The sequence below is a fragment of the Enterocloster aldenensis genome (assembly GCF_003434055.1).
Lineage (GTDB): Bacteria > Bacillota > Clostridia > Lachnospirales > Lachnospiraceae > Enterocloster > Enterocloster aldenensis.
On record NZ_QVEX01000003.1, the window covers coordinates 65,641 to 91,267 of the forward strand.

Annotated in this window: 28 protein-coding genes, 1 tRNA gene and 1 pseudogene; 19 read left to right on the top strand and 11 right to left on the bottom strand. The window is 45.4% G+C overall.

All coding sequences use genetic code 11. The features are described 5' to 3' along the window. The first annotated feature begins 2 nt into the window (after positions 1–2). Positions 3–1,190, top strand: a complete 1,188-nt coding sequence (locus DWX59_RS08635; RefSeq protein ID WP_117558127.1) for a CD0519/CD1768 family membrane protein — start codon at positions 3–5, stop codon at positions 1,188–1,190. A 33-nt stretch (positions 1,191–1,223) separates the two neighbouring features. Continuing rightward, positions 1,224–2,300, top strand: a complete 1,077-nt coding sequence (locus tag DWX59_RS08640) for a M24 family metallopeptidase (RefSeq protein WP_117558129.1) — start codon at positions 1,224–1,226, stop codon at positions 2,298–2,300. 312 nt (positions 2,301–2,612) lie between these two features. On the opposite strand, the gene DWX59_RS08645 is transcribed toward DWX59_RS08640, so the two are convergent. From DWX59_RS08645 to DWX59_RS08680, 6 genes are all read right to left on the bottom strand, one after another. Further along, positions 2,613–3,803 (bottom strand): site-specific integrase, encoded by a 1,191-nt coding sequence (locus DWX59_RS08645; protein ID WP_009271880.1) that lies wholly within the window; start codon positions 3,801–3,803, stop codon positions 2,613–2,615. A gap of 77 nt (positions 3,804–3,880) precedes the next feature. Then, entirely contained in the window at positions 3,881–4,084 is a 204-nt protein-coding gene (locus DWX59_RS08650) for an excisionase (protein WP_004613735.1), read from the bottom strand. A 374-nt stretch (positions 4,085–4,458) separates the two neighbouring features. Beyond that, on the bottom strand, positions 4,459–4,698 hold the full coding sequence (locus DWX59_RS08665) for a helix-turn-helix domain-containing protein (protein ID WP_025487352.1): 240 nt from the start codon (positions 4,696–4,698) through the stop codon (positions 4,459–4,461). Further along, on the bottom strand, positions 4,691–5,119 hold the full coding sequence (locus DWX59_RS08670; RefSeq protein ID WP_008787630.1) for an RNA polymerase sigma factor: 429 nt from the start codon (positions 5,117–5,119) through the stop codon (positions 4,691–4,693). Before DWX59_RS08670 ends, DWX59_RS08665 begins: the two co-directional genes overlap by 8 nt. Positions 5,120–5,398: 279 nt before the next feature. Then, positions 5,399–5,623: a hypothetical protein gene (locus DWX59_RS08675; RefSeq protein WP_008787629.1), complete on the bottom strand. Its 225-nt coding sequence runs from the start codon at positions 5,621–5,623 to the stop codon at positions 5,399–5,401. 31 nt (positions 5,624–5,654) lie between these two features. Then, on the bottom strand, positions 5,655–6,080 hold the full coding sequence (locus DWX59_RS08680; RefSeq protein ID WP_008787628.1) for a hypothetical protein: 426 nt from the start codon (positions 6,078–6,080) through the stop codon (positions 5,655–5,657). Between the two features lie 134 nt (positions 6,081–6,214). Between DWX59_RS08680 and DWX59_RS08690 the strand changes: the two genes are divergently transcribed. Then, positions 6,215–7,759, top strand: coding sequence for a hypothetical protein (locus tag DWX59_RS08690; protein WP_117558131.1), 1,545 nt, complete (start codon positions 6,215–6,217; stop codon positions 7,757–7,759). A 206-nt stretch (positions 7,760–7,965) separates the two neighbouring features. Continuing rightward, positions 7,966–8,036: transfer RNA gene (locus DWX59_RS08695), tRNA-Trp, on the top strand. 544 nt (positions 8,037–8,580) lie between these two features. Here DWX59_RS08695 and DWX59_RS08700 read toward each other — a convergent pair. Beyond that, positions 8,581–8,913, bottom strand: coding sequence for a sporulation initiation factor Spo0A C-terminal domain-containing protein (locus DWX59_RS08700; protein ID WP_117558133.1), 333 nt, complete (start codon positions 8,911–8,913; stop codon positions 8,581–8,583). A gap of 456 nt (positions 8,914–9,369) precedes the next feature. Between DWX59_RS08700 and DWX59_RS08705 the strand changes: the two genes are divergently transcribed. The 7 genes from DWX59_RS08705 to DWX59_RS08735 all read left to right on the top strand — a co-directional run bounded on the left by DWX59_RS08705 (position 9,370) and on the right by DWX59_RS08735 (position 15,823). Continuing rightward, positions 9,370–10,143, top strand: coding sequence for a PP2C family serine/threonine-protein phosphatase (locus DWX59_RS08705; protein WP_117558135.1), 774 nt, complete (start codon positions 9,370–9,372; stop codon positions 10,141–10,143). 17 nt (positions 10,144–10,160) lie between these two features. Beyond that, complete coding sequence (locus DWX59_RS08710) at positions 10,161–11,270, top strand: hypothetical protein (protein WP_117558137.1); 1,110 nt, start codon at positions 10,161–10,163, stop codon at positions 11,268–11,270. Positions 11,271–11,643: 373 nt separating this feature from the next. Beyond that, positions 11,644–12,171 carry an O-acetyl-ADP-ribose deacetylase gene (locus tag DWX59_RS08715; RefSeq protein WP_117558139.1) on the top strand — a complete coding sequence of 176 codons (528 nt, stop codon included), beginning with the start codon at positions 11,644–11,646 and terminating at the stop codon, positions 12,169–12,171. Next, positions 12,168–12,914 carry an MBL fold metallo-hydrolase gene (locus DWX59_RS08720; protein ID WP_117558141.1) on the top strand — a complete coding sequence of 249 codons (747 nt, stop codon included), beginning with the start codon at positions 12,168–12,170 and terminating at the stop codon, positions 12,912–12,914. Before DWX59_RS08715 ends, DWX59_RS08720 begins: the two co-directional genes overlap by 4 nt. 96 nt (positions 12,915–13,010) lie before the next feature. Then, complete coding sequence (locus tag DWX59_RS08725) at positions 13,011–14,213, top strand: RtcB family protein (RefSeq protein ID WP_117558143.1); 1,203 nt, start codon at positions 13,011–13,013, stop codon at positions 14,211–14,213. Positions 14,214–14,223: 10 nt separating this feature from the next. Then, positions 14,224–14,709 (top strand): deoxycytidylate deaminase, encoded by a 486-nt coding sequence (locus tag DWX59_RS08730; protein ID WP_117558145.1) that lies wholly within the window; start codon positions 14,224–14,226, stop codon positions 14,707–14,709. 40 nt (positions 14,710–14,749) lie between these two features. Beyond that, entirely contained in the window at positions 14,750–15,823 is a 1,074-nt protein-coding gene (locus tag DWX59_RS08735; protein ID WP_117558147.1) for a 5'-3' exonuclease, read from the top strand. Between the two features lie 57 nt (positions 15,824–15,880). Here DWX59_RS08735 and DWX59_RS08740 read toward each other — a convergent pair whose 3' ends face one another. Both DWX59_RS08740 and DWX59_RS08745 read right to left on the bottom strand, forming a co-directional pair. Then, complete coding sequence (locus DWX59_RS08740) at positions 15,881–16,153, bottom strand: GNAT family N-acetyltransferase (RefSeq protein ID WP_117558149.1); 273 nt, start codon at positions 16,151–16,153, stop codon at positions 15,881–15,883. Between the two features lie 85 nt (positions 16,154–16,238). Continuing rightward, positions 16,239–17,786 carry a GntR family transcriptional regulator gene (locus DWX59_RS08745; RefSeq protein WP_117558151.1) on the bottom strand — a complete coding sequence of 516 codons (1,548 nt, stop codon included), beginning with the start codon at positions 17,784–17,786 and terminating at the stop codon, positions 16,239–16,241. A gap of 196 nt (positions 17,787–17,982) precedes the next feature. On the opposite strand from DWX59_RS08745, the gene DWX59_RS08750 reads away from it, so the two are divergent. The 3 genes from DWX59_RS08750 to DWX59_RS08755 all read left to right on the top strand — a co-directional run bounded on the left by DWX59_RS08750 (position 17,983) and on the right by DWX59_RS08755 (position 21,708). Further along, on the top strand, positions 17,983–20,280 hold the full coding sequence (locus DWX59_RS08750; protein WP_117558153.1) for an EAL domain-containing protein: 2,298 nt from the start codon (positions 17,983–17,985) through the stop codon (positions 20,278–20,280). Between the two features lie 15 nt (positions 20,281–20,295). Next, positions 20,296–20,442 (top strand): hypothetical protein, encoded by a 147-nt coding sequence (locus DWX59_RS28670; protein WP_165641135.1) that lies wholly within the window; start codon positions 20,296–20,298, stop codon positions 20,440–20,442. A gap of 111 nt (positions 20,443–20,553) precedes the next feature. Then, positions 20,554–21,708 (top strand): DUF4317 domain-containing protein, encoded by a 1,155-nt coding sequence (locus tag DWX59_RS08755; RefSeq protein WP_117558155.1) that lies wholly within the window; start codon positions 20,554–20,556, stop codon positions 21,706–21,708. 105 nt (positions 21,709–21,813) lie between these two features. On the opposite strand, the gene DWX59_RS08760 is transcribed toward DWX59_RS08755, so the two are convergent. Further along, positions 21,814–22,236: a bacteriohemerythrin gene (locus DWX59_RS08760; RefSeq protein WP_117558157.1), complete on the bottom strand. Its 423-nt coding sequence runs from the start codon at positions 22,234–22,236 to the stop codon at positions 21,814–21,816. A gap of 257 nt (positions 22,237–22,493) precedes the next feature. On the opposite strand from DWX59_RS08760, the gene DWX59_RS08765 reads away from it, so the two are divergent. The 4 genes from DWX59_RS08765 (at position 22,494) to DWX59_RS08780 (ending at position 25,428) form a co-directional block, all read left to right on the top strand. Beyond that, the gene (locus DWX59_RS08765) at positions 22,494–22,946 is read left to right on the top strand and encodes an NUMOD1 domain-containing DNA-binding protein (protein ID WP_117558159.1); all 453 of its coding nucleotides are present in this window, start codon (positions 22,494–22,496) and stop codon (positions 22,944–22,946) included. A 244-nt stretch (positions 22,947–23,190) separates the two neighbouring features. After that, on the top strand, positions 23,191–23,592 hold the full coding sequence (locus tag DWX59_RS08770; RefSeq protein ID WP_117558161.1) for a PH domain-containing protein: 402 nt from the start codon (positions 23,191–23,193) through the stop codon (positions 23,590–23,592). Between the two features lie 31 nt (positions 23,593–23,623). Next, positions 23,624–24,862 (top strand): 6-phosphofructokinase, encoded by a 1,239-nt coding sequence (locus DWX59_RS08775; protein WP_117558163.1) that lies wholly within the window; start codon positions 23,624–23,626, stop codon positions 24,860–24,862. A gap of 320 nt (positions 24,863–25,182) precedes the next feature. Then, on the top strand, positions 25,183–25,428 hold the full coding sequence (locus tag DWX59_RS08780) for an HPr family phosphocarrier protein (protein ID WP_117558165.1): 246 nt from the start codon (positions 25,183–25,185) through the stop codon (positions 25,426–25,428). Here DWX59_RS08780 and DWX59_RS29905 read toward each other — a convergent pair. Continuing rightward, positions 25,415–25,549: pseudogene (locus DWX59_RS29905) on the bottom strand (DUF6783 domain-containing protein); the annotation flags it as partial. The gene DWX59_RS08780 and the pseudogene DWX59_RS29905 overlap by 14 nt on opposite strands. Here DWX59_RS29905 and DWX59_RS29910 point away from each other — a divergent pair. Then, complete coding sequence (locus DWX59_RS29910; RefSeq protein WP_319638807.1) at positions 25,508–25,627, top strand: DUF6783 domain-containing protein; 120 nt, start codon at positions 25,508–25,510, stop codon at positions 25,625–25,627. The pseudogene DWX59_RS29905 and the gene DWX59_RS29910 overlap by 42 nt on opposite strands.

Below are 25,627 nucleotides of genomic sequence, written 5' to 3' on the forward strand. Positions count from 1 at the left end.
AGATGAAACTTAATAAACAACAGATTCCCCCTGCCGGATATAAGGAGGCAGTCAGTCTGGAAGGCGGGGTATGCATATGTTCCATAAGCATCCTTTTTGGACTTATCGGCATGAAGATGGGCGGGGTGAACATGGTTAATACCATGTTGAACACGGCCTATACGTTATTGATGGAAACGGTATGGTATATTACGGCAATTGCAGTGGTGGCAGGCGCTTTATCCGGAGTCCTGGCGGAGTTTGGCGTTATTTCAATTGCAAACCAGCTGATTTCACCCCTTATGTATCCTTTATACCGTCTTCCGGGAGCCAGTATCATCAGCGTATTTGCAACATATTTTTCCGATAATCCCGCGGTCCTGACCTTGTGTGATGACCAACGGTTCAGAGGGTATTTTAAACGTTATCAGCTGCCGGCCCTGACAAATCTGGGGACAGCCTTTGGGATGGGGCTTATCATTTCTGTTTTTTTAATCAGCCTGCCCCTGGCGGACGGAGGTTCATTTGCATCAGCTGTCATGATAGGGAATGTTGCCGCTGTCATAGGAAGCATTGTCAGTACAAGACTGATGATCAGCAGGACCAGCAGGTTTTACGGCACGGAGCAGGGATTTGAAAACGAGGGCGGCCTGCAGGTGGACCTTATCCGCTACAGGAAAGTGCGGGAGGGAACCAGGGCCAACCGCCTGCTTAATGCGCTGCTGGAAGGCGGCCAGTCCGGTGTGAAGATGGGGGTTGCCATCATACCGGGTGTATTGATTATCTGTACCATTGTGCTGATGCTTACCAATGGACCGGGAGAAGGGGGGATATACACAGGGGCAGCCTACGAGGGCGTTGCATTTTTCCCCTGGCTAGGAGAAAAATTAAGTTTTATTTTTGTTCCGCTCTTTGGATTTTCTTCCCCGGCGGCAATATCCGTGCCGGTAACTTCACTTGGTTCTGCCGGGGCGGCAATCAGCCTGATTCCTGCCATGGTGGCAGGCGGGTTGGCCCATGCCAACGACATTGCTGTATTTACCGCCATGTGCATGTGCTGGAGCGGATATCTCAGCACCCATGTTGCCATGATGGACAGCCTGAACGAGAGGCGGTTTACCGGAACAGCCATTGCCTGCCATACCATCGGCGGATTATGTGCCGGGATTTCAGCGAATCTGCTGTACCGGCTGTGGACGATGTTACTATAAGATGAAAAGGATATAAATAACAGGAGGTATTATATGAAATCAGAACGTGTACAAAAGCTTTGCGGGAAAATGAAAGAGTATGGGGTTGACCAGGTAATCGTCACATCAAAAGCCAATGTGTTTTATTTTTCAGGCGCGTATATGGACCCCATGCGGCGCCTGCTGGCATTAATCATCAATGCAGACGGCAGCGCAATCTACTATGTGAACCGGCTATTCCACGTGGACCCCAGTGTTAAGGCGGATCTTGTATTATGGGATGACACCCAGGACCCCACACAGCTTATGGGGAAGGCAATTAAGGAAGGCGGCACGGTTGTGGTGGACCAGGACTGGCAGGCCAGGTTCCTCTTGGGCTTAATGACTGCCCAGCCCAATGCCAGATATGTCAATATGCCAAAACTGGTGGATGACCTGCGCATGATCAAGGATGAGGAGGAGCTGGATATTTTAACAACCTCTTCCCTGATTAATGATAAGGTACTGGCTGAAATATTTGAAAATATAAATGGCGATATCAGTGAACTGGAACTATCCCGCATGCGCTATGAACTGTTTGCAAAATATGGTGCAGATGCCTATGGGACCAATGTGATATTCTCATATGGCGCCCATTGTGCCGAAGCCCATCATGTATCGGATGATACCAGGCTGACACCCGGCGACTGCATCATGTTTGATTTAGGCGCGCCCTATGGACATTACTGTTCCGACCAGACACGCACTGTTTTTTACAAAGAAGTATCGCCCGAAATGGAGAAAATCTATCATATTGTCCTGGAGGCGCACCTGCAGGCATCTGCCGCAATCAGACCAGGCGTTGCGTGTTCGGAAATTGACAGGATTGCCAGGGATATCATAACCAATGAGGGTTATGGATCGTACTTCACACACAGGACCGGACATGGCATTGGCCTGGATTCCCATGAGTTCCCGGATATCAGCCTGTCCTGCAGCGAACCATTGCAGAAAGGTATGGTATTCTCCGTGGAACCCGGCATCTATCTGCCGCAAAAGGGCGGGGTGCGTATTGAAAACCTGTTTGCTGTAACGGATGACGGGGCAGTGTCATTGAACCATCTGCCAAGGGAACTGAAGGTGATTGGATAAGTATGGGAATATGAATAAGGATGAGGGAAGGGAATGCGGATACATGAAAATGTGTCCGCTTTTTTCGGCAGCGGACCTGATGGCGGGCAGCTGAAACAGGATACATGCAAAAAAATAAAAAATGACGTTTGTTTATAAAAAACTTACTAAATTTCTGATTATCTTTTCATAAGTTGGTAAATGCCGATATATCCCGTATTTTAGGGCTTTATCGGTATTTTCTTTTTGGAAGATACCTTGCATAAGCTGGCATTTACCAGCATGAAAATGCAACCAAAAGTAGTAAATGAGTAGTAAATATAAGCTCCGATATTAACAAGCCAGTCTTTCCAGTTCCGCTTTTGCAGATTGAAATGTACCGTGTGCGTAATAGCCAAGTGTCATGGTTATGTTAGCGTGTCCCATGAGATATTGCAGGGTGTTTGGGTTCATTCCTCTATTTGCCATATTCGTACAATAAGTATGCCTGAATGAATGTGGTGTGATGTTCGGTAACTTATCCGTGTGATACTTGTTATATTTCTTAATCAATCCTCGCACCATACCCTCATAGTTTCCTGCAACTTTAGGCAAGCCCTCACGGTTTAAGAATAGGAAATTGCTGTAACCACCTACAATCAGCGGTTGTGCTTTTCCTCTGCTCTTTAGTATTCTTTGGATTGCTTGATAAGCCCGTTCTGTCAATGGAAGTTCCCGTTTTCCGTTTTTGGTCTTTGGTGTTTCAATATAGTAGCCTATTTCGCTATCTTTCAATAGCTGGTGGTCTATATTGAGTATTCTGTTCTGCATATCAATATGCGTCGTCAGTCCGCAAAATTCAGAAATACGAAGTCCCGTTTCCAGCAGAAGCACAACCTCATCATAATACTTGCTGTAAATCTTGTCCTTTTCCATAAAGGCAAGCAGGCGTTCTTCCTGCTCTGGTGTAAGGATAACTTTCTGCTCCGTATCATCTTCCAGAACATCACTTAGCTTAAATTCAAACGGGTTCTTTCTGATACAGTCGTCTTGTATCGCCATGTAAAATGACGCTTTCAAGGAACGCTTATAGTTATCAATCGTTTTATAGGCATATCCTTTTTCACTCATTCTGATAGCCCATTCTTTAGCGTCCGATTGCTTCACAGTATCAATCGCCCTCATACCCAACGGGTCGTTTTTCAGAGCGTTCATAAGATACTGTCGTCCTTTTTCAGTAGCCCTTTTGATGTTCTTTCTTTGGCTGTTCTTCTTGTCGTAGAGCTGGCAGACTGTCATTTTACCGCCGACTGTGTCGATACCGTCGTTAAGGTCTTTTTTTATCTGTGCTTCTTTTTCCCTCAACGATATATCATCACGCTTTCCAGCAGGTGTCTTGTCTGTCGGTACAAGTTTCCAAGAATAGACAAATTGTGGCTTTCCGTATATATCGGTATATTTATAAACGTATCTTCCGTCTTTTCGCTGGCTCTCTCCATTACGCAAATTGCGATTTTTACCGTCTTTTCGTTTTACATTAGACATAGTGTAAAGCTCCTTTCCGTCATGGAATGAGCCGTGATACGCTATATTTATTATACCATATCTACGGCTCAATGACATTAGATTTCGTCCAATGTATCTATGATTTTTTCAAATTGTTTTCGCTTAATCTGAATACGGTTACCGTTCACGATAACCCAGCCAGCGTCAATATTTTCTTCGGCTAATTTACGCAATTTCTTTTCGCCAATGCGGAAGTATTTGGACGCTTCTTCAATCGTCAGCGTATATTTTTCCCAGATAGGCACATCAGTATTGTTCATAATCTATGCACCCCCTTTACTGTGTGTCATTTTTTACAAGCAGGCAGACGGCTTTGGAAAGCTCCGTTAGTATCTCAACTATTCCCATTCTTGTGGGCAGAACCGCACCATGCGGACGTATCATTATTCTGTGAGGATAGGTCGTGGCAAAACGACTTTTCCAACAGTCGCTCTCGGATCACTGCGTGGGTCGCTCGCTTTCTTTTGAAAAGGTCGTGGCGTACAGTCCCCGTGGCTCGCTATCTCACAAACGTATCTGTCTGCTTTATTCAGTTGTCAAAGAGCTGTGGCGAAAGCGTGTTGCTTTCATGTAAAAGCAGGGGCAGAGCAGGAAAGAGGGGATTGAACAAATCATGCTCTGCGGTTACTGCTTGTTATTCTTCGGTTTCTAAAGGAATATCAAAGTCCAAAATCATTTTGATAAGTGCTTCTCTGATACGTCCTTTTAATTCCATGTCTACGACTATGCAGACATTACCATATTTGTCGTAGAACGGACGCAAACAACATTTTGATATGTACGGGTCATACAACGCCAGTATCTTTTCAATCGCATTTACGTTGCCGTCCACAGCCGACGAAATAAGGTAAAATGACGGGCGTGTGTTATTCATCATTCATGTTCTCCTTTAATTTTTTCTTGATTTCTTCAAGTGAGTTCTTCCTACTGCGGAACGACGTTGAACGGTTAATCTTTAATCTGTCGCCGATTTCTGTATCGCTCATGCCTAAGAAGAAATACATCAACAAGATTTCTCTGTCTTTTTCAGACAGATACTTAATCGCTTCTGCTAAATCATCATCAAGGACACGAACCTCAATACCACATACATCAAAGGCGGTATAATCGCTTTCGTATTCGTCCCAGACTGCCAGCTTTTCTACGACGATTTCTGGAAGTTCACAATAGGAAATTTCCTTATTTCTTCGTCGCTTTAATTCTTTGCGATAATTACGGACAATGCCTTTCACTACACGTTTGAGCTTGCAGTCAAATTGACATTGTATTGTCTTTTGGAAGTCCGACGGTTTCATATCATCACACCCCCTTTCCGTTATGACGTGAAAAGTGTTTATCCCTCTTTCCGCACCATATCTGTACAGCAAGGTGTGATTTGTTGCATGATTTTGAAAAAAAATGAAAAAATTTTTTCGGGTACAAAAAAAGCCCGCACAAAACATATAGTCTGTACGAGCTATTAAAGCTGTGAGATATTCAGTTGTTAATAAAATGCTGTTAGGTAGTGTATGACCGTATAAGATTATGCTTAAAACTTTCCATGACACAAGCCCCCTTACAGCACTTGATTTCTATTAAACTTTTGTCTTTTTTGTAATCTTGTAAATATATTCTTCTGGAGTAGGGCGTTTATTTCCAAAATACTTTCTGAAATTCTCCTGCACTTCTGGGTCGGTGCTGTTCATAGCTTCATCAATCGTCGCTTCAATATCAGCTCGAACATCAGCTAATGACACACCGCCAGCTTTTGCACCAGCTTTCAATGCTTTTTTAATATCTCGTTTTTTAAGTCCTATCATAGTATTACCTCGTCACAATTTACTGAATGTTTTAGAAATGTTTTTCAAAATGCTTATATAGAATAATCCCTAAAAATGTTTGCAGTAGGAATAAACCAAATATAATGCCTATAATCCATGCTTCAATATGAAGTAACGCAAGTACAAAAGCAACAAACAAGTACACGAAAGTCATTAACTGATATACTAAAGAACCAGCTTTCATTCTTAAAAATATTTTTCTTTCATCAACATTATTGATGTGATTTTCTCTATTTATATTTTGTAATTTTTCTTTATTTTTTGGCATTTCATAATAACAAATTTTCAATAATTGAACACCAGAAGCAAAAGCTAAACCGAACCCCATTGCGTAAAAAAGTGTAGCGTAATAATCAGTATCAATAACGAAATATCCAAAACATATAAAGATTATACCTATAATAATCTCAATGATAAATGATAATTTTTTCTTCATTGTTAATTCCACCTTTCAAAAGACTACATTTTCTGTATTAAAAAGTGACTTATATCACAAGACCTCCATTTCATTTGTATTTTTTGCTATATTTATAATTAGATTTAGCAATAAATGGATAAAGGAGGATATATATGACAAAGAGAAAATATCGGGAAATGGTGGCGGCTATTATCCTGTCTGTATGTGTCAGCATGGGAGCCGCGCCAATAGACAGTCTGGCTGCAGGCGGACAAATCACGGCATTTGGAGAGAGCCAAAATTCACAAAACGCCTCAGGCGGCAAGGATAGCGGCAAAACAGAGGGGAACCGCGGGATTGGTGAAGGCGGAACCGGCGGAAGCGGAACCGAAGAAGGCGGAAGCGAAGAGGAAGAAGGCAGACCCTCTGATAAAGAGGACCCGGACGGGGATGAAAACTTAGACAATGACCCGGATGCCGATACGAATAATCCTCCGGATGATGAAAATCCAGACAGTAATCCAAATGATGATCAAGAAAAACCAGAAGTGAATCTTCCGGATGATCTGGTTGAGCCGGACCTTCAGAATCCGGAATTGATTCTGAAGCAGGATTTATTAGTACCTGCCCTATATGACGCACTTCCCAAAAGCAATATACCGGAGCTGATAAGCGAAGATGACGATGGCAGCATGATATTTATTTTGAACGGGAACGGATTTGACATAGGCGGCTATAATGGGGAGGACATAATACGGAGCAGTTATAGTGGTTATGCCACCAGGATATTGATGGCAGATGAACGTACTCCAAGCAAACTTGGTTTTGACGAAGATATGAAAGAGGAAATCAATAATCTGGAAATATCACTGCGGGCGGAAATCATACCAATTGATGGTGTTTCCTATGTCAGGCTGACATTATATGTGGAAAACACAACAGATGATGAGGAAATTGGTTTTTCTCTTGGAATAGACGCAGATACATGTGTGGGCGTTGATGACCGTGCAAAAGTCCAAAGTACAGGGGATGGGATCCTTATGTTGGGACGCAATTTTGGAAACGACGGATATACGGATTATGTCAATGCCTTTGTTGTCAAAGACGATGATGAGAGTGACGCTCCCATTGACAGATGGTGGTACGGTTATTATGGGGAACGGACCAAGTATATATTCTCAGGGGATTTGCCTGAGGGGGATTTAGAAAATCTGGACAGCGGTATGGCCTGTTCCTGGTTAGATCTTTCATTGGGCGCAGGAGAAACAGGACAATATTCTGTCCTGTTTGGAATTGGGGATATCAGCGATTATTCCGATGTGGATTTATCGGAATCAGATTATGATGAGGGGGAAGGAGCAGGACACGATGACACGGAATACTGGTCATCAGATGGAGATAAGTGGACATTTAGCTACGGCAATTCCTACAGCAGCCAGTGGGGATATCTGTATTATAACGGAAGCTACAACTGGTATTACTTTGACCAGGATGGTTATATGGTAACAGGGTGGTTTACGGCTCCGGACGGAAAAAAATTCTATCTGAATCCAGTGTCTGACGGCAATCAGGGGGCCATGTGTACCGGATGGAACCAGATTGACGGTAAATGGTATTACTTCAGCCAGGAACAGGGCAGCGGATATGGGCAGCTTCTGACAGGGACAACTACACCGGACGGGTATACTGTGAATGAAAACGGTGAATGGGTCCAATGACATTTTCCTGCGGATATGACAGAGGCGGAAACCGGGAGAATGGTTCCGTAAGATAAGAAACAAAGGGTCTTCCATGATAAAATAAAAATCATGGGGGACCTTTCTGTAAAATATTAAAGGTGGAAGGATAAATTATACAAAAAAGTAGTTGACACTTTACAAATCATATGGTATCCTTATTGAGGTTCAGAAATGCAGTCCACTAAAGGGGAATAGTTCAATGGTAGAGCAGCGGTCTCCAAAACCGTAGATGGGGGTTCGAGCCCCTCTTCCCCTGCTGACTATTTTAACGAATAGCCCAACCCGAAGAAAGTCGAGAAATTCTTATTTTATAAGGTTTCTGGGCTTTTTCTTTTTGCATATGCATTTAAAATCATGTCTATTGTAGTTTCTGATAGTTGCACCTAATTGTATGACAGTTAGTACTTGGCAGCATTTAGAGGTATTCAAAGTGTCACTGGATTTGTCACTGATTTCGTCTTGTCAAATTTATTTATCCTAACTTAAATGAAAAAAAGCCATGGAAAAATGCAAATATCAATAAAAGGATAATATAATGAGATTGCTGTGAGAAGAGAGCCCAGGACCAGGTCCGGCATCGGATAAGGTTTTTTATCCATGTACCCGACAGGGAGACCATCCATGTATTATGCAGATGTTATTTTGCCTGGGGATTTAATCCCTATTATTATCGGACCTTGCTTTTGTCATGTGTGATGACCACCTTTCTTATAAAATAGAATAGGCACCTACTACAAAAAGTAGGGTGCCCGTAACAATCGAACAGATTAGACATGATATGTAAATGTATGATTGGAGTATTATATATTAATTATATAATTAGATAATGCATCAATAAATTCCCCATTGCGCGGTTTGCGTGTAAGATTTCGTTCAAAGATGATTTCCAGTAACTCCCTATTTCCGTGTTGCCATATAGTATTAATAACAGTCCGCATATCACGTTCCACACACCCGACTGTTGTCTGGTATTTAATTGCAATCTCGGCGTATAATCCTTTTGTAATGAAGGTAATCAGTTCAGGTTTCTGGATGTTTTGTGATACGCCATATGTAACATAGTAAAATCCAACATAGGAGCTGTTTGCTCCCAGCCTCCTCAGCAATTGACTGGCTTCTCTTTCGTAATTCATAATAATAATTCCTCCTTATATATGGTTACACATTAAGGACGGATGAGTATATAAAAATTCCATTCATAACTATACGACAAAGTACGACGTAGCGAGGAAACTATGAAAGCGCAGTTTCAAATTATAATAATTGTTTTTACCTAACAAATTACGGATATATTCCACCCTTTTTCTAGTCATATACGTAGCTGGTGTATATTATATGCCAGTGTAGCGTAACACGGTGACGTTACGTTTACTGATAACGGGATCATCGGTTTATGTGGGGACTTGCGGCAACAATCACACATAAGATAACACAAAAGAGCTAACTAAGTGGTGGTTCTATATAAAGAACATGTATATATTTCAATTTGCTGGAAAATACTAGATATAATAATTGATTTTTGTTATAATAAATATTATATATCTGGAATATATTTAATAAACTAATCTATTGTGTAGTGAGATGAAAGAATGAATAATATATATTTTACTCAATTTACTCAAAAAAATACTATTTGGAAAGATAAGCCAAATGAGGACTATATTCTAATCGATGAAATTAAGAAAATTTATATTATTTTGGATGGAGTAACAAGAGACATGATTAAAGGCAGATATCCTAATCCGAGTCCATCTGAAAAAGTCACACATCTAATATCTAACAGCATTTATGAATATATCAAGAATAATATGAGGTATTCCCAATCACATGAGGATATCGAAAATCTCTTAATGAAATCAATAGAATTTGGAAATAACAACATAAGGGAATTTACCACTGATAAACAGTTTGATTTTATGCCCGGTGCAGTAGGTATAGCTAGCATGATAGTTGATGAAACTTTTTATTATGCGTATATCGGGGATTGCATTGGTTTAAAGATATCAGAAAATAACTCTATTATTTTTACTGAGAAGCAAACAGACTTGATACAGAAATTCAAACCATATTTTACTCAGCGTGCAATACGAGAAGAAATTTGTAATAATCCCAATCATCCATATGCATATGGAGTAATAAATGGTGATGAAAAAGCGATTGCATTTGTAAAGACAGGATACTTTAAATTAGATAAAAATGTTCAGATTATTTTGGCCACTGATGGTATGGAATCCTATCTTATGCATAATATAAAACCACCATATAAAATTTATAATGCTAAGGAACTTGTAATTGAATCAAACAAATTCTCTAATACTGAACACGAAGACGATAAATCCATAATTGTGATTAATTTTCAATAAGAGGTTAATAACTCCAGATGATATACGCTAAACTTACTGAAGAATTAAAATCAGCTCCTAAAACTGATAATCCTGAATATACAATATTTTTAAGAAATCTAGTAATGTCATATGAACTGAACGACTTGTATGAATACTTTGTACCGATTATTGAGGATCCTGATATTGATAAAGACATTCGTTTTTCTGCTTATTATTCTTGTTCTATCTATTTTCGCAGGAATAATAAGTTTGAAGAAATGATAAAATTAGCAGACAATTATGCTCGTTATTTTATTAATTATGCGTTAAACGATATAGTTTTGTCTTTTAAATATCGCTATACTGCGTTAAGTTATTCTAGTAGTGATATGATGTATAAAGCAATATCTTATGCGTGTTCAGCTAAAAAGAAAATAGAGCATCATAAAGCTATATTGCATCATTACGCAGAAACGATTGCAACTGGATTAGATCATGATTTTATTGGAGATGAAGAGAGGGAGGGTTTTATACAAGAAGCAATTAATGCAATTAATGAGTCCATAGAACTTTGGAATACAGAACCTGCACAAATAAAATATGCTAAGAATTATGCCACATTAGGAAGATTATATATTCATAAATGTGAGTATGATATGGGATCATATTATATAACTAAGGCTTTAAACTATGAAAATGGGGACAACAAAGATTCGTTAAATCGTATAATAAAGTATAATAATTATCTATACAACTCTCAATTTCAAAAAAGCATCTTGGTTTTACATAAACAAGCTAACGAAATGTCAGAAAGATTAAATATTGTAACTCAAAATTATGAGAATAAAATAAATGAAGTTACCAAGGAACTGAATGACAGCAAACTTCGCTTTCTTGAGTTTTTGGCATTTTTTTCTTCAATAATTGCGTTTATAACGTGTACAACAACCCTGATTGCTAACTCGGCCAATTTTTATATAGCAGTATGCTTGGTACTTGTTTTAGGCGGCATTATTATTCTTTCATTTAGTATATTCTCAATGACTCTTGAAGTGACGACTAAAATCAATAAAAATCATACTATATTTACCATAATAATTATTCTTTCTTTAAGTTTGATATTGGCAGGGATTTTTTTGGGATATCATTTTGTCCAGCATACATAAATTTGAGGACAGGACCCTTATTTTTAAAGAAAAGTGGGTTTGGTTGGATTGAACCGGCCTCCCTTTAGACATGGATGGTGCCGTGCCGATGGCTGGGTTGTCTGTCCTTATCGGATGAGGGAGGCATATCCGCCAGGGAATAATAAAGAATCAAAACACATACAATATTTTTCTCATTTTTCTTTCTCCTTATCCAAACATTATATATCAAAATTCCCAAATCCCCTGCTTCTGGTAGCCATTGTGGTGCCGGAATTGTTTTGTTTCATATTTTGCTTTGATATTAGGAATGGTTTTGGTATAATATTATGAGGGTAAAATTGATATTTTTAATCAGAATGTAACCTGAACCATTATTAGGGGGTTGATATGAATGAAAACAAAGATACAGACAAGGTTAGGCGATATAACAAAGATACAGGGTGTGGATGCCATTGTCAATGCGGCTAATTCGTCCTTACTTGGAGGCGGGGGAGTGGATGGGGCCATCCACCGGGCCGCGGGCAAGGAGCTTTTGGCGGAATGCCGGCTTCTTGGGGGCTGCAGGACCGGGCAGGCCAAGCTTACAAAGGCGTATGACCTGCCCTGTTCCTATATCATCCATACGGTTGGCCCGGTATGGAATGGGGGGACGCACAATGAAGCAGGGCTTCTGGCTTCCTGTTATCAGAATTCACTTGATATTGCGGTAAAGAAAGGGATTAAAAAGATTGCATTTCCTTCTATTTCAACAGGTATTTATCATTTTCCGGTGGAATTGGCCGCGGAAAGTGCGGCTGCTGCGGTTAAGCAGTTCCTGGTGGGGCATGACGGGGCATTGGATGAAATCATATGGGTTCTTTTTGATGCCAGGACAAAGCTGATATATGATTCTGTAATCAGCAGGGAGTTCGGCAGATGAGGCTGGAACAGTTAACCAGCCGGATTTTTTATTATCCCCATCAGCCGGAGACAGACCGCCCCATGCTGGCGTATATTAATGGCTCCCGCATAAGCCTTGCCATAGATGCTGGCAACTCGGCTGCCCATGTGGACGAATTCTATGGGGCGCTGGCAGAAGCGGATCTGAAGAAGCCTGATATAACGGTCATTACCCACTGGCATTGGGACCATACTTTTGGGATGCATCACATCCACGGTTTATCAGCCGCCCATATGAAGACCAATGAAATGCTTGAGCAGGAGCGGACAAGGCTGGAGGACAGCGCTTATGCGGATGCACTCAAGGAAGAGGACCCGTGCCTGGAACGGGAATACGCAGACGGCAGGGAGATTGTGGCAATCCCCTCGGATATTGGCTTTACTGATAAAATGACACTTAAACTGGGCGGTCTGACAGCGGATATGTTCCATGGGATTTCCCCGCATTCAGAGGATACGGTGCTGGTTTATATTCCGGAGGAAAAGGTATTGTTCCTGGGGGATTCAACCTGTGGGGATTTTTATAATGACGGCTATATGGACAAGGACAGGCTGGGGATATTGGTACGGACCATTGAGCGCATGGACTGCCGGTACTGTATATTAAGCCATGCAGAGCCGCTGACTAAGCAAGAACTGTTGGGTTATCTGGGCATGGACAACGGACAGGGAGAAGCCGGATCCAATCAGGAAACTGACCAACGGCGCGGTGGTGGACGGTGAACTGCTTTGTGATGACTGTCTGCCAGAGGGGCATCCCTGGGCATTCTGATCTGTAATACGGTACCATGTATCCGGCAGGACATAAGGAGGGCGCCAGTGATTGAACTGAAAGGCAGATACAATGAGGCGAAAATCTTCACGGATGTGGTGGACGCCACATCCGTTGACCAGGTCATGCTGCTGCTTGATCAGGAGTTTGCGGCGGGAAGCAGGATACGGCTGATGCCGGATATCCATGCAGGGGCAGGATGCACCATCGGAACCACCATGACAATCAAGGACAAGGCAGTTCCCAACCTGGTAGGGGTTGACATTGGCTGTGGCATGGAAGTGGTACGGCTAAAGGAGCGGCAGATTGACCTTCAGAAGCTGGACCGGCTCATCTATGACCGGATTCCGTCAGGTTTTAACATCAGGACCCAGACACACCGGTATTATGAACGGTGCAGGCTGGGTGAACTGGCCTGTGGGGAAAACATTAACCTGAACCGGGCTGAGAAAAGCCTGGGTACGCTGGGCGGCGGAAATCATTTTATTGAAGCTGACCAGGATGATGAGGGGCATGTTTATCTGGTTGTGCATTCCGGCAGCAGGCATCTGGGCTTGGAGGTTGCGGAGCATTATCAGGGCGAGGGATACCGGGCTTTAAACGGCAATTCCCGGCAGGACCAGCAGAAGCTGATTCTGGAACTGAAGGCCCGGGGCAGGGAAAAAGAAATCCAGAAGGCATTAAAGGAATTAAAAAACGGGGTGCGCACCGCAGTCCCCAGACAGCTGGCCTACGTGGAAGGCGCGTTGTTTGAGCAGTACATCCATGACATGAAGCTGGTACAGGAGTTTGCGGTATACAACCGGCAGGCCATGATGGACGAACTGGTGGCAGGAATGGGGCTTCATGTGGTCAGCCAGTTTACGACCATCCATAATTATATTGATACAGAACATATGATACTTAGGAAAGGCGCTGTTTCCGCAAGGAAAGGTGAACGGCTGATAATTCCCATCAACATGAGGGATGGAAGCCTGATCTGCATCGGAAAGGGCAACGATGACTGGAACCAGTCCGCTCCCCATGGGGCGGGACGGCTTATGAGCCGCACCCAGGCAAAGAAGTCATTTACCGTTCCTGAGTTTGAACAGCAGATGAAGGGGATTTATACAACGTCGGTCAATATGGATACATTGGATGAATGTCCCATGGCTTACAAAGACATGAAAGATATTGTGGACAATATCGGGGACACGGCTGATATAGAAAAAGTGATAAGACCGATTTATAATTTTAAGGCAGGAACATAAGGAGAGGTTCATGGTTAAACCGGACGGGATACAGAGGATATCCAAAATCGACACATATCTGAACGTGGCTGAGGCATTTGCATACAGAAGCACCTGTATCAAACGAAAATACGGCGCGGTGATTGTCAAGGACGATGTGGTTGTCTCAACCGGATACAACGGTTCCCCCAGGGGGTATGACAATTGCTGCGACATTGGTTCCTGCCCAAGGATTCAGCTTGGCCTGCACCAGGGGGAGGGCTACGGTATGTGCAGGGCCATCCATGCGGAACAGAATGCGCTGTTAAACTGTTCAAGGGAACAGACCATGGGAGCGGACCTGTATCTGGCAGGCGTAAACCCTGCGGATAACTCGGTCCACAGGGCAAAGCCATGTCCGGTATGTGCCAGGATGATTATACAGGCAGGCATACGCAATGTAATCATGCGGGTGGGGGAGCAGGCGGACGGATATGAGACCGTTCCCTCGGACCGCCTTGTCTGGTATAATGACTAAAATCATATTTAAGGATTGCAAAGGAAGGTTAGGAATTCATATGTCAGAGAGAAAGTTTGTAATCGTGGATGGTTCATCATTGCTGTCCACCTGTTATTATGCCGTGCTGCCCAGGGAAATCATGTTTGCCAAGACAGACGAGGAAAAACAGAAGCATTATGATAAGATACTGCATGCAGCGGACGGGACCTATACCAATGGGATATTTGGCGTGTTAAAGGCAGTGGTCTCCCTGCTTAAGAAGCAGCAGCCGGATCATATGGCCTTCGTGTTCGACAAGACAAGGAATACGTTCCGCAGGGAACTGTACCCGGATTACAAGGGAACCAGGTCCGCGACCCCGGAACCTTTGAAGCAGCAGTTCGTGCTTCTGGAACAGATTCTGGAGGACGCCGGATTCAGGGTGCTTTACAGCAGCCAGTACGAGGCGGATGATTATGCGGGCAGCCTGGTGATGAAGTTCCGGGACCGGATTCCCATGGTTGTGATGACCAAGGACCATGATTATCTGCAGCTTGTGGATGATGGGCATAATGTAAGGGCATGGATGGTACAGTCCAAACAGGAAAAGGCGGACGAACTATATGATAAATATTATGCGCCCTATGGAATGGACAAAAGAAGCGTCAATCTTCCGGAGAAAACCTTTGAATTTACAGCGGGGCATGTCCTGGCAGAGGAGGGGGTATGGCCTCACCAGATAACCGACCTTAAGGGAATCCAGGGAGATACCTCTGACAACATACCGGGTGTAAAGGGCGTGGCAAGCGCAGCCCCCATCCTTCTGGGCGAATACGGCACCATTGAGGAAATCTATGCGGCTATCCATGAGGCTGAGAAGGATAAGGCGTCTTTAAAGGAACTGCAGGACTTCTGGAAATCCGGCCTGGGCATCAGCCGCTCGCCCTATAAGGCCCTTACAAAGACAGGGGAAGAGGATGAACTGTGCGGCGAAGCAGCGGCATTGCTTTCAAAGCAGCTGGCTACCATTAAGACAGATATCGCAATTGAGGAAACCCTGGATGATTTCCATGTTTCCGGTTATGATGAGGATAAGCTGAAGGCGTGGTGCAGGAAGCTGGATATAAAGGAAGAATCTGTTTTTGGAAAATAACAGGAAAAATGGTACAGATGGACATGAAAACAGAAAACTGGTGGAATAGCCCGGAGGCTATTTCACCAGTTTGTTGTATTCCGGATGTTTTTCAAACCATTTTACGGCATAGGAACATGTGGGCACAGCCTTCTTGCCCTGGGACTGGATCTGGTTCACGGCAGCTTCCATCAGTTTGCCGGCCATGCCCTGGCCTCTGAGGGACTCGTCCACAAATGTATGGTTGATATCCACGGTATCCTCATCTATGTCCGGGAATGTGATTTCAGCAATGGCCCGGCCGCCGCCGTCCAGCAGGGCAATCCGGTTTGGGTAATACGTAAAATCCATTTGAATCCTCCTGTTTTTCCGGCGCATACCACGCCGTTTTGGTGTGATTATATCATTTCCATCCCATATCCGCAAGGGGATTATCTTATTCCGGCAATCCTGGTTCCGGCAATTCCGATTCCGGCAATCCCGGTTCAGACGGTCCCGGACCAAAGGCTTCCCACCCCAGCAGTTCGGGCCTGGGCGTGACAAAGTTCCTTGCTTCCGGCAGCCCGCAGTCAGCCAGGAAATCCCGGACAAATTCCAGGATATGGCAGTAACACTGGGACAGCTGGATGGCAAAGGCCTCTTTATCCCCGCGGATCAGGGACTGGCAGGCAGACATGCTTATCCGGTCCAGGGGATTGTCTGCCTGGATTCCGGCGCTGAAGAAGGAATAATAGTATCCCCACCGCAGTGTGCCGGTAACCTCGTTCAGTATGGCCCTGTATGGCTGCAGGGGAAGGCATTCCATGACGCACCGGATAAGAAGGTCCAGGGGGATTGCATAGGGAGCCTTAAGGGCAAGGCTCAGTTCTTCCAACCGCCCGGCGTCAATCTGTTCAAAGGCCAGCAGGGCAGCGGGCCGGACCGCGATGGCCATGAACTGGAGTCCGCTTAAGTAGGTCAGGGTATCCCTTTTAAATACTTTATTTTTCATGCAGCGCATGGTTGCATTGTCATTGAACAAGGTTACCTGGGTGCCCTTTACATTGTAAGTCTGGCAGAAGCCCGTCTTGTTCAGCATGGCAATGGCCTTCCGGATTGTTGACACCGATACCTTGTACTGTTCTGCAAGGACTGCCTCGGGAGGAAGGAAATCACCGTCCCCATAAAGGCCAAGGCCGATCTGGTCAATGAGGGACCGTGTGATCTGCATATAATAATGGTCGCGTCCTGGCTGGATATGCCAATGGAACATGTCTTCCCGTTCCTCAGCCGCGCTGGGATGGCGGGAGCATGTGTCCGCCAGATACATTTCAACTGACCGGGTAAGTGAAGCGTACATCGAACGGAACTGCTGGTGGATTGCTGATGGATTTCCGGTGCCGGCCGCGTCCACAATCCACATCGGGTTTCCGTATTGGGTGTAGGGAAAGGAAAAACATTCCTCCTGTTCCTGTTCCAGGAAAAAGGGAATCCGTGCGTACAGTTCCAGGTGGGTGAGCACATCCCGGAACAGCAGGTTGCCGGACGCGTCCAGCAGGCGGTACAGGGAAAGGGATGCTGATTTCCACCTGGTCCGAAGATCCTTGCGGCTGTCCTTATACAGCTGCGCAAAACACAGTTTCTGCATATCGCTGCTGCATACCTCCAGGGAAAAGGTATAGATGGCAGGAAGCAGAAGTTCCATGGTCCTGTATACCTGAAGTATGGATGTCCTGCCTTTGAGGACAGACTGGACCAGGTATGTGTCAGGAGTACACTGGGGCCTGCAGTACGTTACATAGGAAGGTTTCCTTTCCTCGGTCTTAATCAGTCCCTCCTCTTTCAGGGCACGGATCACATCTTTTGCGGTCCGTATCCCCACATGGTACATTTCACAGAGTTCGTTTAATGAGGGAAGCCGTTCGCCGCAGGCAAAGTATCCGTTCAGTATCTGCTCTTTTAAATTCCGGTACAGATAGTCATATAAAGTTCTTTTTTCTTCCAACGATAAGTCCTCCGCATATCTGATGATTATCCGCACATAAGCGGTCCGTTATCATACGACATTATAACATGTTCTCCGGAATCCGCCATAAAAATGCCTGGTACTCTATGTTAATGTGCACAGATTCTGCCTTGATTAATCATTGTCCGTAATCTAAAATGAAAGCATATTCCAATGATGTGGAGATTATGCAATCATGCAGCAGAAGAGACATTTCCTGCCGGAGGGATCAAGACCTCTTATCAGGAGGATACAGGTGGGATTACTATCAGTAATCCTTATTTTTGTGTTTGGGGTTTCCATATGGAATGCGTCGGAACTTCGGATGGCCATGAACCGCAGCACCAGGTCATATTTGGATGATATAACGACGAACCTGTCAAGGGATATCCGGGAAGCAATCCATAATAAGATGAGCAGCCTGATCATGGTTGCGGATTCCATAATGAGGATGGATGTCCATGGAAATGAAGCATCTGTCCGTGATTTCCTGGCCCGCAAGGCGGAAATCCTTGAATTCGACCCTCTTATCCTGCTGGACAGGAAGGGGGGATATATCTGCTCAGAAGCAGTGTCCCGGGACATGGACCCCAAAAGCTTTTTTGGGATATCCAGTGTCCAATCGTCCTTTCAGGGGGAGGTGCGGGCCGGCTACATGGGTGGGGAAAGTATATTTTATTCTGTTCCTGTATATGGCGTGGATGGGGCGGTAAGCGAGGTGCTGGTAGGGGTGCGCAGCAAGAAAGACATGCAGTCCATGATAGCGTCTAAGAGTTTTAACGGGGACATGCTCAGCTGCATTGTTGACAGCCGCGGCCAGGTCGTCATCTCGCCGTCCGAACTGAAGCCATTCCTGCGGCTGGATGATATTTTCAGAAGCGGAAAGGAACAGAAGGCAGCCGGGGAATTAAGGAACATGCAGGATGATATGAAACAAGGAAAAGACGGCATCCTGGAGTTTTCAGCAGTAACAAAAGAAGAACTGTTCCTGTCCTATAACAGCCTGGATATAAATGACTGGTTCCTGCTGACCATTATTCCTGCCGGTATCATCTCAGGAGGCGCTCAACGGTATATCCTGCAGACCTTTCTTATCATAGGCATCCTGATTGTGATCTTCTTTTTGTTCCTGAATGCCATATACCGGTTTTATCATTCCCACAGGATGCAGCTGGAACGTCTGGCCTTTGAAGATCCGCTGACAGGCGGCGCCAACCAGGCTGCGTTTGAACTTAGGTACCGCGAACTGGCCCCAGGCATGAAACCGGGCATATATACCATTGCAGTCATGGATGTGAGGCATTTTAAAATGATTAATGAGCGTTTTGGCATCCATGCGGGAAACCGGGTCCTTGCATATCTTTACCGCGTAATGGAGGGCCATCTGCGTGAGGACCAGGGCGAATTCATGGCAAGGAGTGAGTCGGACCGCTTTTTCCTGTGCCTGAGGGGATGCGGATACCAGGAAATACGGGACAGGTTGGACGGGATAATCCGGGACATCAATTCATTTTTTAATCCGGATCTTCCAGGATACACCTTTTCATTCAGGCAGGGCGCCTGCCTGGTGGAGGAACCGGGGCAGGAGATTGCCATCCTCCAGGATAGGGCAAGACTGGCCTCCCAGAGCAGGAATCCGGATCTGGAGCCTGGATGTGTGTTCTATGATGACAGCCTGACCGTGGAACTGAAAATGGAGGAGGAATTGAACAGCCTGTTTGCGGGTTCCATTGAGAACCATGATTTCCAGGTATACCTCCAACCAAAGGTGGGCCTTGAAAGCCGGGTCTTGGAAGGGGCCGAGGCCCTGGTCCGCTGGAAGCATCCGAAAAGGGGAATCATATATCCCTCTGACTTCATTCCGCTGTTTGAACGAAATGGAAAAATATGTAAATTAGACCTATATGTGTTTGGGGAAGTCTGCAGGATCATAAGCAGCTGGGAGAAGAAGGGGAAGGCAGTGGTCCCTGTTTCCGTCAACCTGTCCAGACAGCATTTTGCGGAAGAGGATTTCCTGGAACGGTTCGCGGATCTTGCACAGCAGTATCATGTTCCGGCGGGCATGATTGAATTTGAACTGACGGAGTCCATTTTCTTTGAAAACCATCAAATCAACCGTGTCGGGGATGCCATAAAAAGGATGCATGAACTGGGCTTTGCCTGCTCCCTGGATGATTTTGGCTCCGGCTTCTCATCCCTGGGCCTTTTAAAGGAATTTGACGTGGATTCCATTAAACTGGACCGTTCCTTTTTCGTCAATATGTCAGGGCAAAAGGCAAGGGACGTGATTGCCTGCCTGGTGGACCTGGCAAAACGGCTGAAGGTAAAGACCGTGGCGGAAGGCATAGAGGATTGGGGGACCGTGGAGTATCTCAGGTCCATTGGCTGCAACATGGTACAGGGGTATGTGTTTGCAGGACCGCTTCCCGCAGATGAGTTTGACTGTCTGCATATTTCCTGGACAGGCAGCATAGAATGTAATATCAACCCTTGAAAGGAGCCAATACATATGACCATCTATCCACCCTGCCGGAGCCTGATGAAATTCGGCGTATTTAAGAATCTGATTGAAACTTATTACCGGTTCAGAATCAGGAGGCCATGCTTTGTCATGTGGCAGAATGAGAGATGGACCCTTGTGACGTTGGACTGTTAAGGACTTGACTTATGGACCGATATGTTCTAGTATAAAAACTGTCAATATGCGCCGCGGCCCCATGGACGGATGTGGATGGCCATACCGCGGCAGGGACAGGAGAGATAGGTCATGAATAAGAAAGAAGCCAATGAAATAAAAAAGCTGTTTACCCCGGCCAACTGCGCCATCACGCGCATCTGCGGCTGCTATGTGGATTCGGAGAAGAATAAGAAGACAGAGCTTAAGGAGGCATTCCTCTCACTTCCGGAGGAAGAGGCCTTTAAGTATTTTACCATTTTCAGGAATGCGCTTTCAGGAACATTGGGAAAGAACCTGATTAATATGGAATTTCCTTTACATACGGAGGCGGAGGGCGGTACCCACCACTTCCTCATGAAGCTGCGGGACAGCCAGTTAAAGGATGATGTCATCCTTGAGGAATTCTATGATAAGGTCATTGCCAATTATGACTACGGTGAGAATTATTATATCATCCTCATACACTGTGCTTATGATATCCCGGCCAAGGCCACGGACGGCACGGAGATGTTTGACGCCTCGGAATACGTGTACGAGTTCATCCAGTGCACCATCTGTCCGGTAAAGCTTGCCAAGGCAGGCCTGAGTTATAACCCGCTGACCAATTCCATTGAGAACCGTAACCGGGACTGGCTGGTGGAGGCGCCGGAACAGGGCTTCCTGTTCCCTGCCTTTAATGACAGGAACATGGATCTCCACAGCCTTTTATATTATGCAAAGAATCCGGAGCAGATGCCGGAAACCCTGATTGATGAGCTGTTAGGCTGCGTCATCCCCATGTCGGCCAAAAGCCAGAAGGAGACGTTCCAGGCCCTTGTGGAGGAGACGCTGGGAGAAAACTGTGACTTTGAGACAGTGAAGAACATTCATGAGAACCTGACCGAACTGGTGGAGGAGACCAAGGATGAGCCCATTCCCCTGACCCTGGACAAGTATCAGGTGAAAAAGCTGTTAGAGACAAACGGCGCAACACCGGAAAAGCTGGAAGAATTCGAACAGCGCTACGCACAGGTGGAGGACGGGCCGGGAACCAGTTTTGTGGCGGCCAATGTGGTTAACACCAGGAGCTTTGAAATCAAGACACCGGATGTGAGCATCAAGGTTGCGCCGGATAAGACCCATCTTGTGGAGAACCGTATGATTGAGGGCAGGCCGTGTATCGTCATTACCATCAGCGAGCATGTGGAAATCAATGGGATTTCCGTGCGGCCGGTGGCGGCCCAGGGCCAGGATGGGGAGTCATGAACACCAATAAATTACATATCCATTAAAAACAGCCGGCCCGGGAATCCTGGATTCCCGGACCGGCTGTTTTTGGGGCGTGTCCGGCGTGGCCTGCTTTTATAAGGGTCAGATGCGCTCCGCATTATCACGCATGAACTTATACTCGGCTACCGAACGGTCAAAGGTCTGGATATGATAGTAAAGCCAGTCCCGTACCTTTTCCTGTACCGCGTTTACAAACGCGTCTGAAGGGCCTTCCTCCTCCATCAGCATGTCATGAAGTTCCTGTACGGTATTCCGCAGCTCCTCGTGCTTCTGCTTATGCTCCTTTATGCCGGGATAGCTGATGGATTCCTGCAGTCCTTCCTCTTCCCTGAAATGGAATTCTGTATAATCTGCCAGGTAATTTAACATCCTGGCTGCGCCGCTTTGATTGGAGCGTTCCTCGCAGCTTTTCAGCAAGTCGTTAATCTTATCAATCAGCTCCTTATGCTGGGAATCAATTAAAGTATTGCCTGTAACCAGGTCATCTGTAAATTCTGCATACATGGTGTGATACCTCCTGAATATTTGATATTTATAATTTATCACAAATAATTTTAAATTGCTATGACTTTTGCAACAAATATAACCACTTATGGGAAAAGGCAGACATTGGTTCCCAAATCGTATCTTCGACAAAACGAATACACTGTAAATAGGGGGTTATATATGGGTAAGAAGTTGTCTGGACAAAAAAGTCAATAGTTGATATAATGACCATGTGCATCAGGTAATCTAAAGATAATGGGAGGAAAAAACGAGAGATGAGTCGTACAATTAGCGCAGGTTATGTATATCGTCAATATTCTACCGAAGGTGTGTATCTGGCAGACTATAAAAGTTCCAGGGAAGCCCATGAGGCCACAGGGGTATCCATTGGCTCCATAGCCAGGGCGGCTCATGGTGAACGCAGAAGCGGGGGAGGATTTGTGTGGAGGAAGGTCCTGGCAGAATCCCCAAAGGAAAACATTGAGATTGACCTTACCAGTAAAATAGGGAACCATGATAAACGTCCGCTGGTGCAGAAGACCCTGGATGGTGAGGTGATTGGACAGTTCCTCTCAATTGCCCATGCCAGCCGTGCACTTAAAATCAGCCGGAGAAGCCTGTCATGCGCCCTGAGCGGAGCCCAGAAAACAGCCGGAGGATTTGTGTGGGAAGAACAGCCGGTACAGCCCGAGGGTCCGGAAGGAACAGCCGGTGAACCAACAGAATAAGTAAGACCTGGAATTGTATGTTACATAGAACGGATATGCATTATTATAATATAGAAGAAATAGGTATTACCGTACAGCCGCCATAAAGGCGGCTGTAATTTATTTGGTGGGAACTTTACGGAAAAAAGAGAAAAAACGCAGAAATCTGATTGTATTTGCGAGATTTCTGTGGATATTTGCGAGAATTTATAGTACAATAAATGAGAGAATACGGACCAGGATATTGCTGGAGGAGGAACTGGAGATGAAACGTGAAGATATGATATGGAGTGACAGGAAGAGGAACTGGCTGGGACTTCCCTGGACATTTACAGTGTATGGCCTGACAGAAGACCGGCTTTTCATTAAGACCGGCGTATTGAACATCCATGAAGATGAGGTCCGTCTTTACAGGATACTGGATCTGTCCCTGCGCAGGTCCTTCTGGCAGAGGATCGTGGGGCTGGGAACCATCCATGTGGACAGCAGTGACAAGACCATGAAGGCATTTGACATACACAATATCCGCGATTGCGAGAATGTCAAGGAGCAGCTTTCCGGGCTGGTGGAGCAGGAGAGGGATAATAAGCGGGTATCCTCAAGGGAATTCATAGGCGGCTACGAGGATGGGGACGATGGTTTTGATGAGCCGGACGGCCATTATTAATAAAAGACACTACTAAGAAAGGGGATTTTGTATGGGTAAAAAACGCAATATAATTGTTGGGCAGTCAGGGGGACCTACATCAGTTATTAACTCCAGTCTGGCAGGTGTGTATAAGACGGCAAAGGAGAGGGGATTCCACAAGGTGTATGGCATGCTCCACGGCATTGAAGGGCTGCTGGATGAAATGTATGTGGATTTATCCACCCAGATCCATTCAGACATGGACATTGAGCTTTTAAAGAGGACGCCCTCCGCATTCCTGGGCTCCTGCCGTTATAAGCTGCCGGATATCCACGAGAACCCGGATATTTATGAGAAACTGTTCGCAATCCTGGATAAGCTGGAGATTGAGGTCTTCATCTACATCGGAGGCAACGACTCCATGGATACCATCAAGAAGCTGTCTGACTATGCCATTGTAAAGGGACACAGCCAGAAGTTTTTAGGCGTGCCAAAGACCATTGACAATGACCTGGCGCTGACCGACCACACGCCTGGATTTGGCAGTGCGGCCAAGTACATAGCCACCTCCACCAAGGAAGTGATACGGGATGCCATGGGGCTTTCCTATAAACGCAAGACCATCACAATCATAGAATGTATGGGAAGGAATGCAGGGTGGCTGACCGGTGCCACGGCCCTTGCAAAGACAGAGGACTGCTGCGGCCCCGACCTGATATACCTTCCGGAGATTACATTTGACATTGATAAGTTCCTTAAAAAGTGTAAGGATCTGATTGTTAAGAAACCGTCCAGCGTCATTGCGGTATCTGAGGGAATCAAGGTCCCGGACGGACGGTATGTGTGCCAGCTGTCAGGGGGAAGCGATTATGTGGATGCCTTTGGGCATAAACAGCTGGCGGGCACCGCTGACTACCTGGCCGGATTCCTGGCAGCGGAGCTGGGCTGCAAGACAAGGTCCGTGGAACTGTCCACCCTCCAGCGGAGCGCTTCCCATGTGGCTTCCCGTGTGGACATCAACGAGGCATTCATGGTAGGCGGTGCGGCTGTTAAGGCGGCGGATGAAGGCGACACCGGCAAGATGGTTGTCATTGACAGGGTATCCGACGACCCCTATATGAGCGCGGCCGGCATCTATGATGTCCATAAGATTGCCAACAATGAAAAGGTGGTGCCAAGGAACTGGGTGAACAAGGACGGCAGCTATGTGACACAGGAATTCGTTAATTATGTGGAGCCGCTGATACAGGGGGATTACCAGCCGTTCATGGTAAACGGACTGCCCCAGCACCTGGTTTTGAAGCGGTAGGATACCCATAATGGCTAAAAATTTCTATGATTAGTTTAAAAATTTGCAGATTCAGCCATTATTTGGCAGATAAGAATCAAGGGCGGTTTCCAGATTTCTGGGGACCGCCTTTAAAAAACCACAATGAAACGGGTTTAATACTTCAAAACCCAAGCAGTCTGCACAATGATAACACACCCCCTGGCATGGGGGAGGGGAGAAGGGGGATTTGACAATGGATTACAATGGTGGTATATTTATGTCAACCTTTCCAAATATCATTCATGGACACCATGGTTTAATATACAAAAGACCGGGCGTCCCAAAAAGGAGTTTTGATTATGAAAGAGAAGAAAATCATATTGCCAACAATAGCTGAAGCAAGGAAATTCGTGGAAGAAGCTACCAGGTGTGACTTTGATATTGATGTATTTTATAATAGGGTAACCATTGATGCCAAGTCCATCCTGGGCGTGCTGAGCCTGGACCTGACCAGGGTCCTTACGGTCCAGTTCAATGGGACCGATGAAGTATTTGAGGAGTATCTGGGCACACTTTCACCGGAAGCCGCAATCACGGCTGCCTAGGGCGTGTCTGAAAATTCATTCCCGCTCTAGGGGCTGTTTGAAAATTCATTCCCGCCATCTGCACGCCCCACTTCGCGGCATATTTGGTCCCAATTCGGTCAACGTAGCCCGCTACGCCTCCCTCATCGGGACCAAATCTCCCACAAAGTGGAGCGCACAGCTGACGGAAAGCAATTTTCAAACACACCCAAGTAAATAG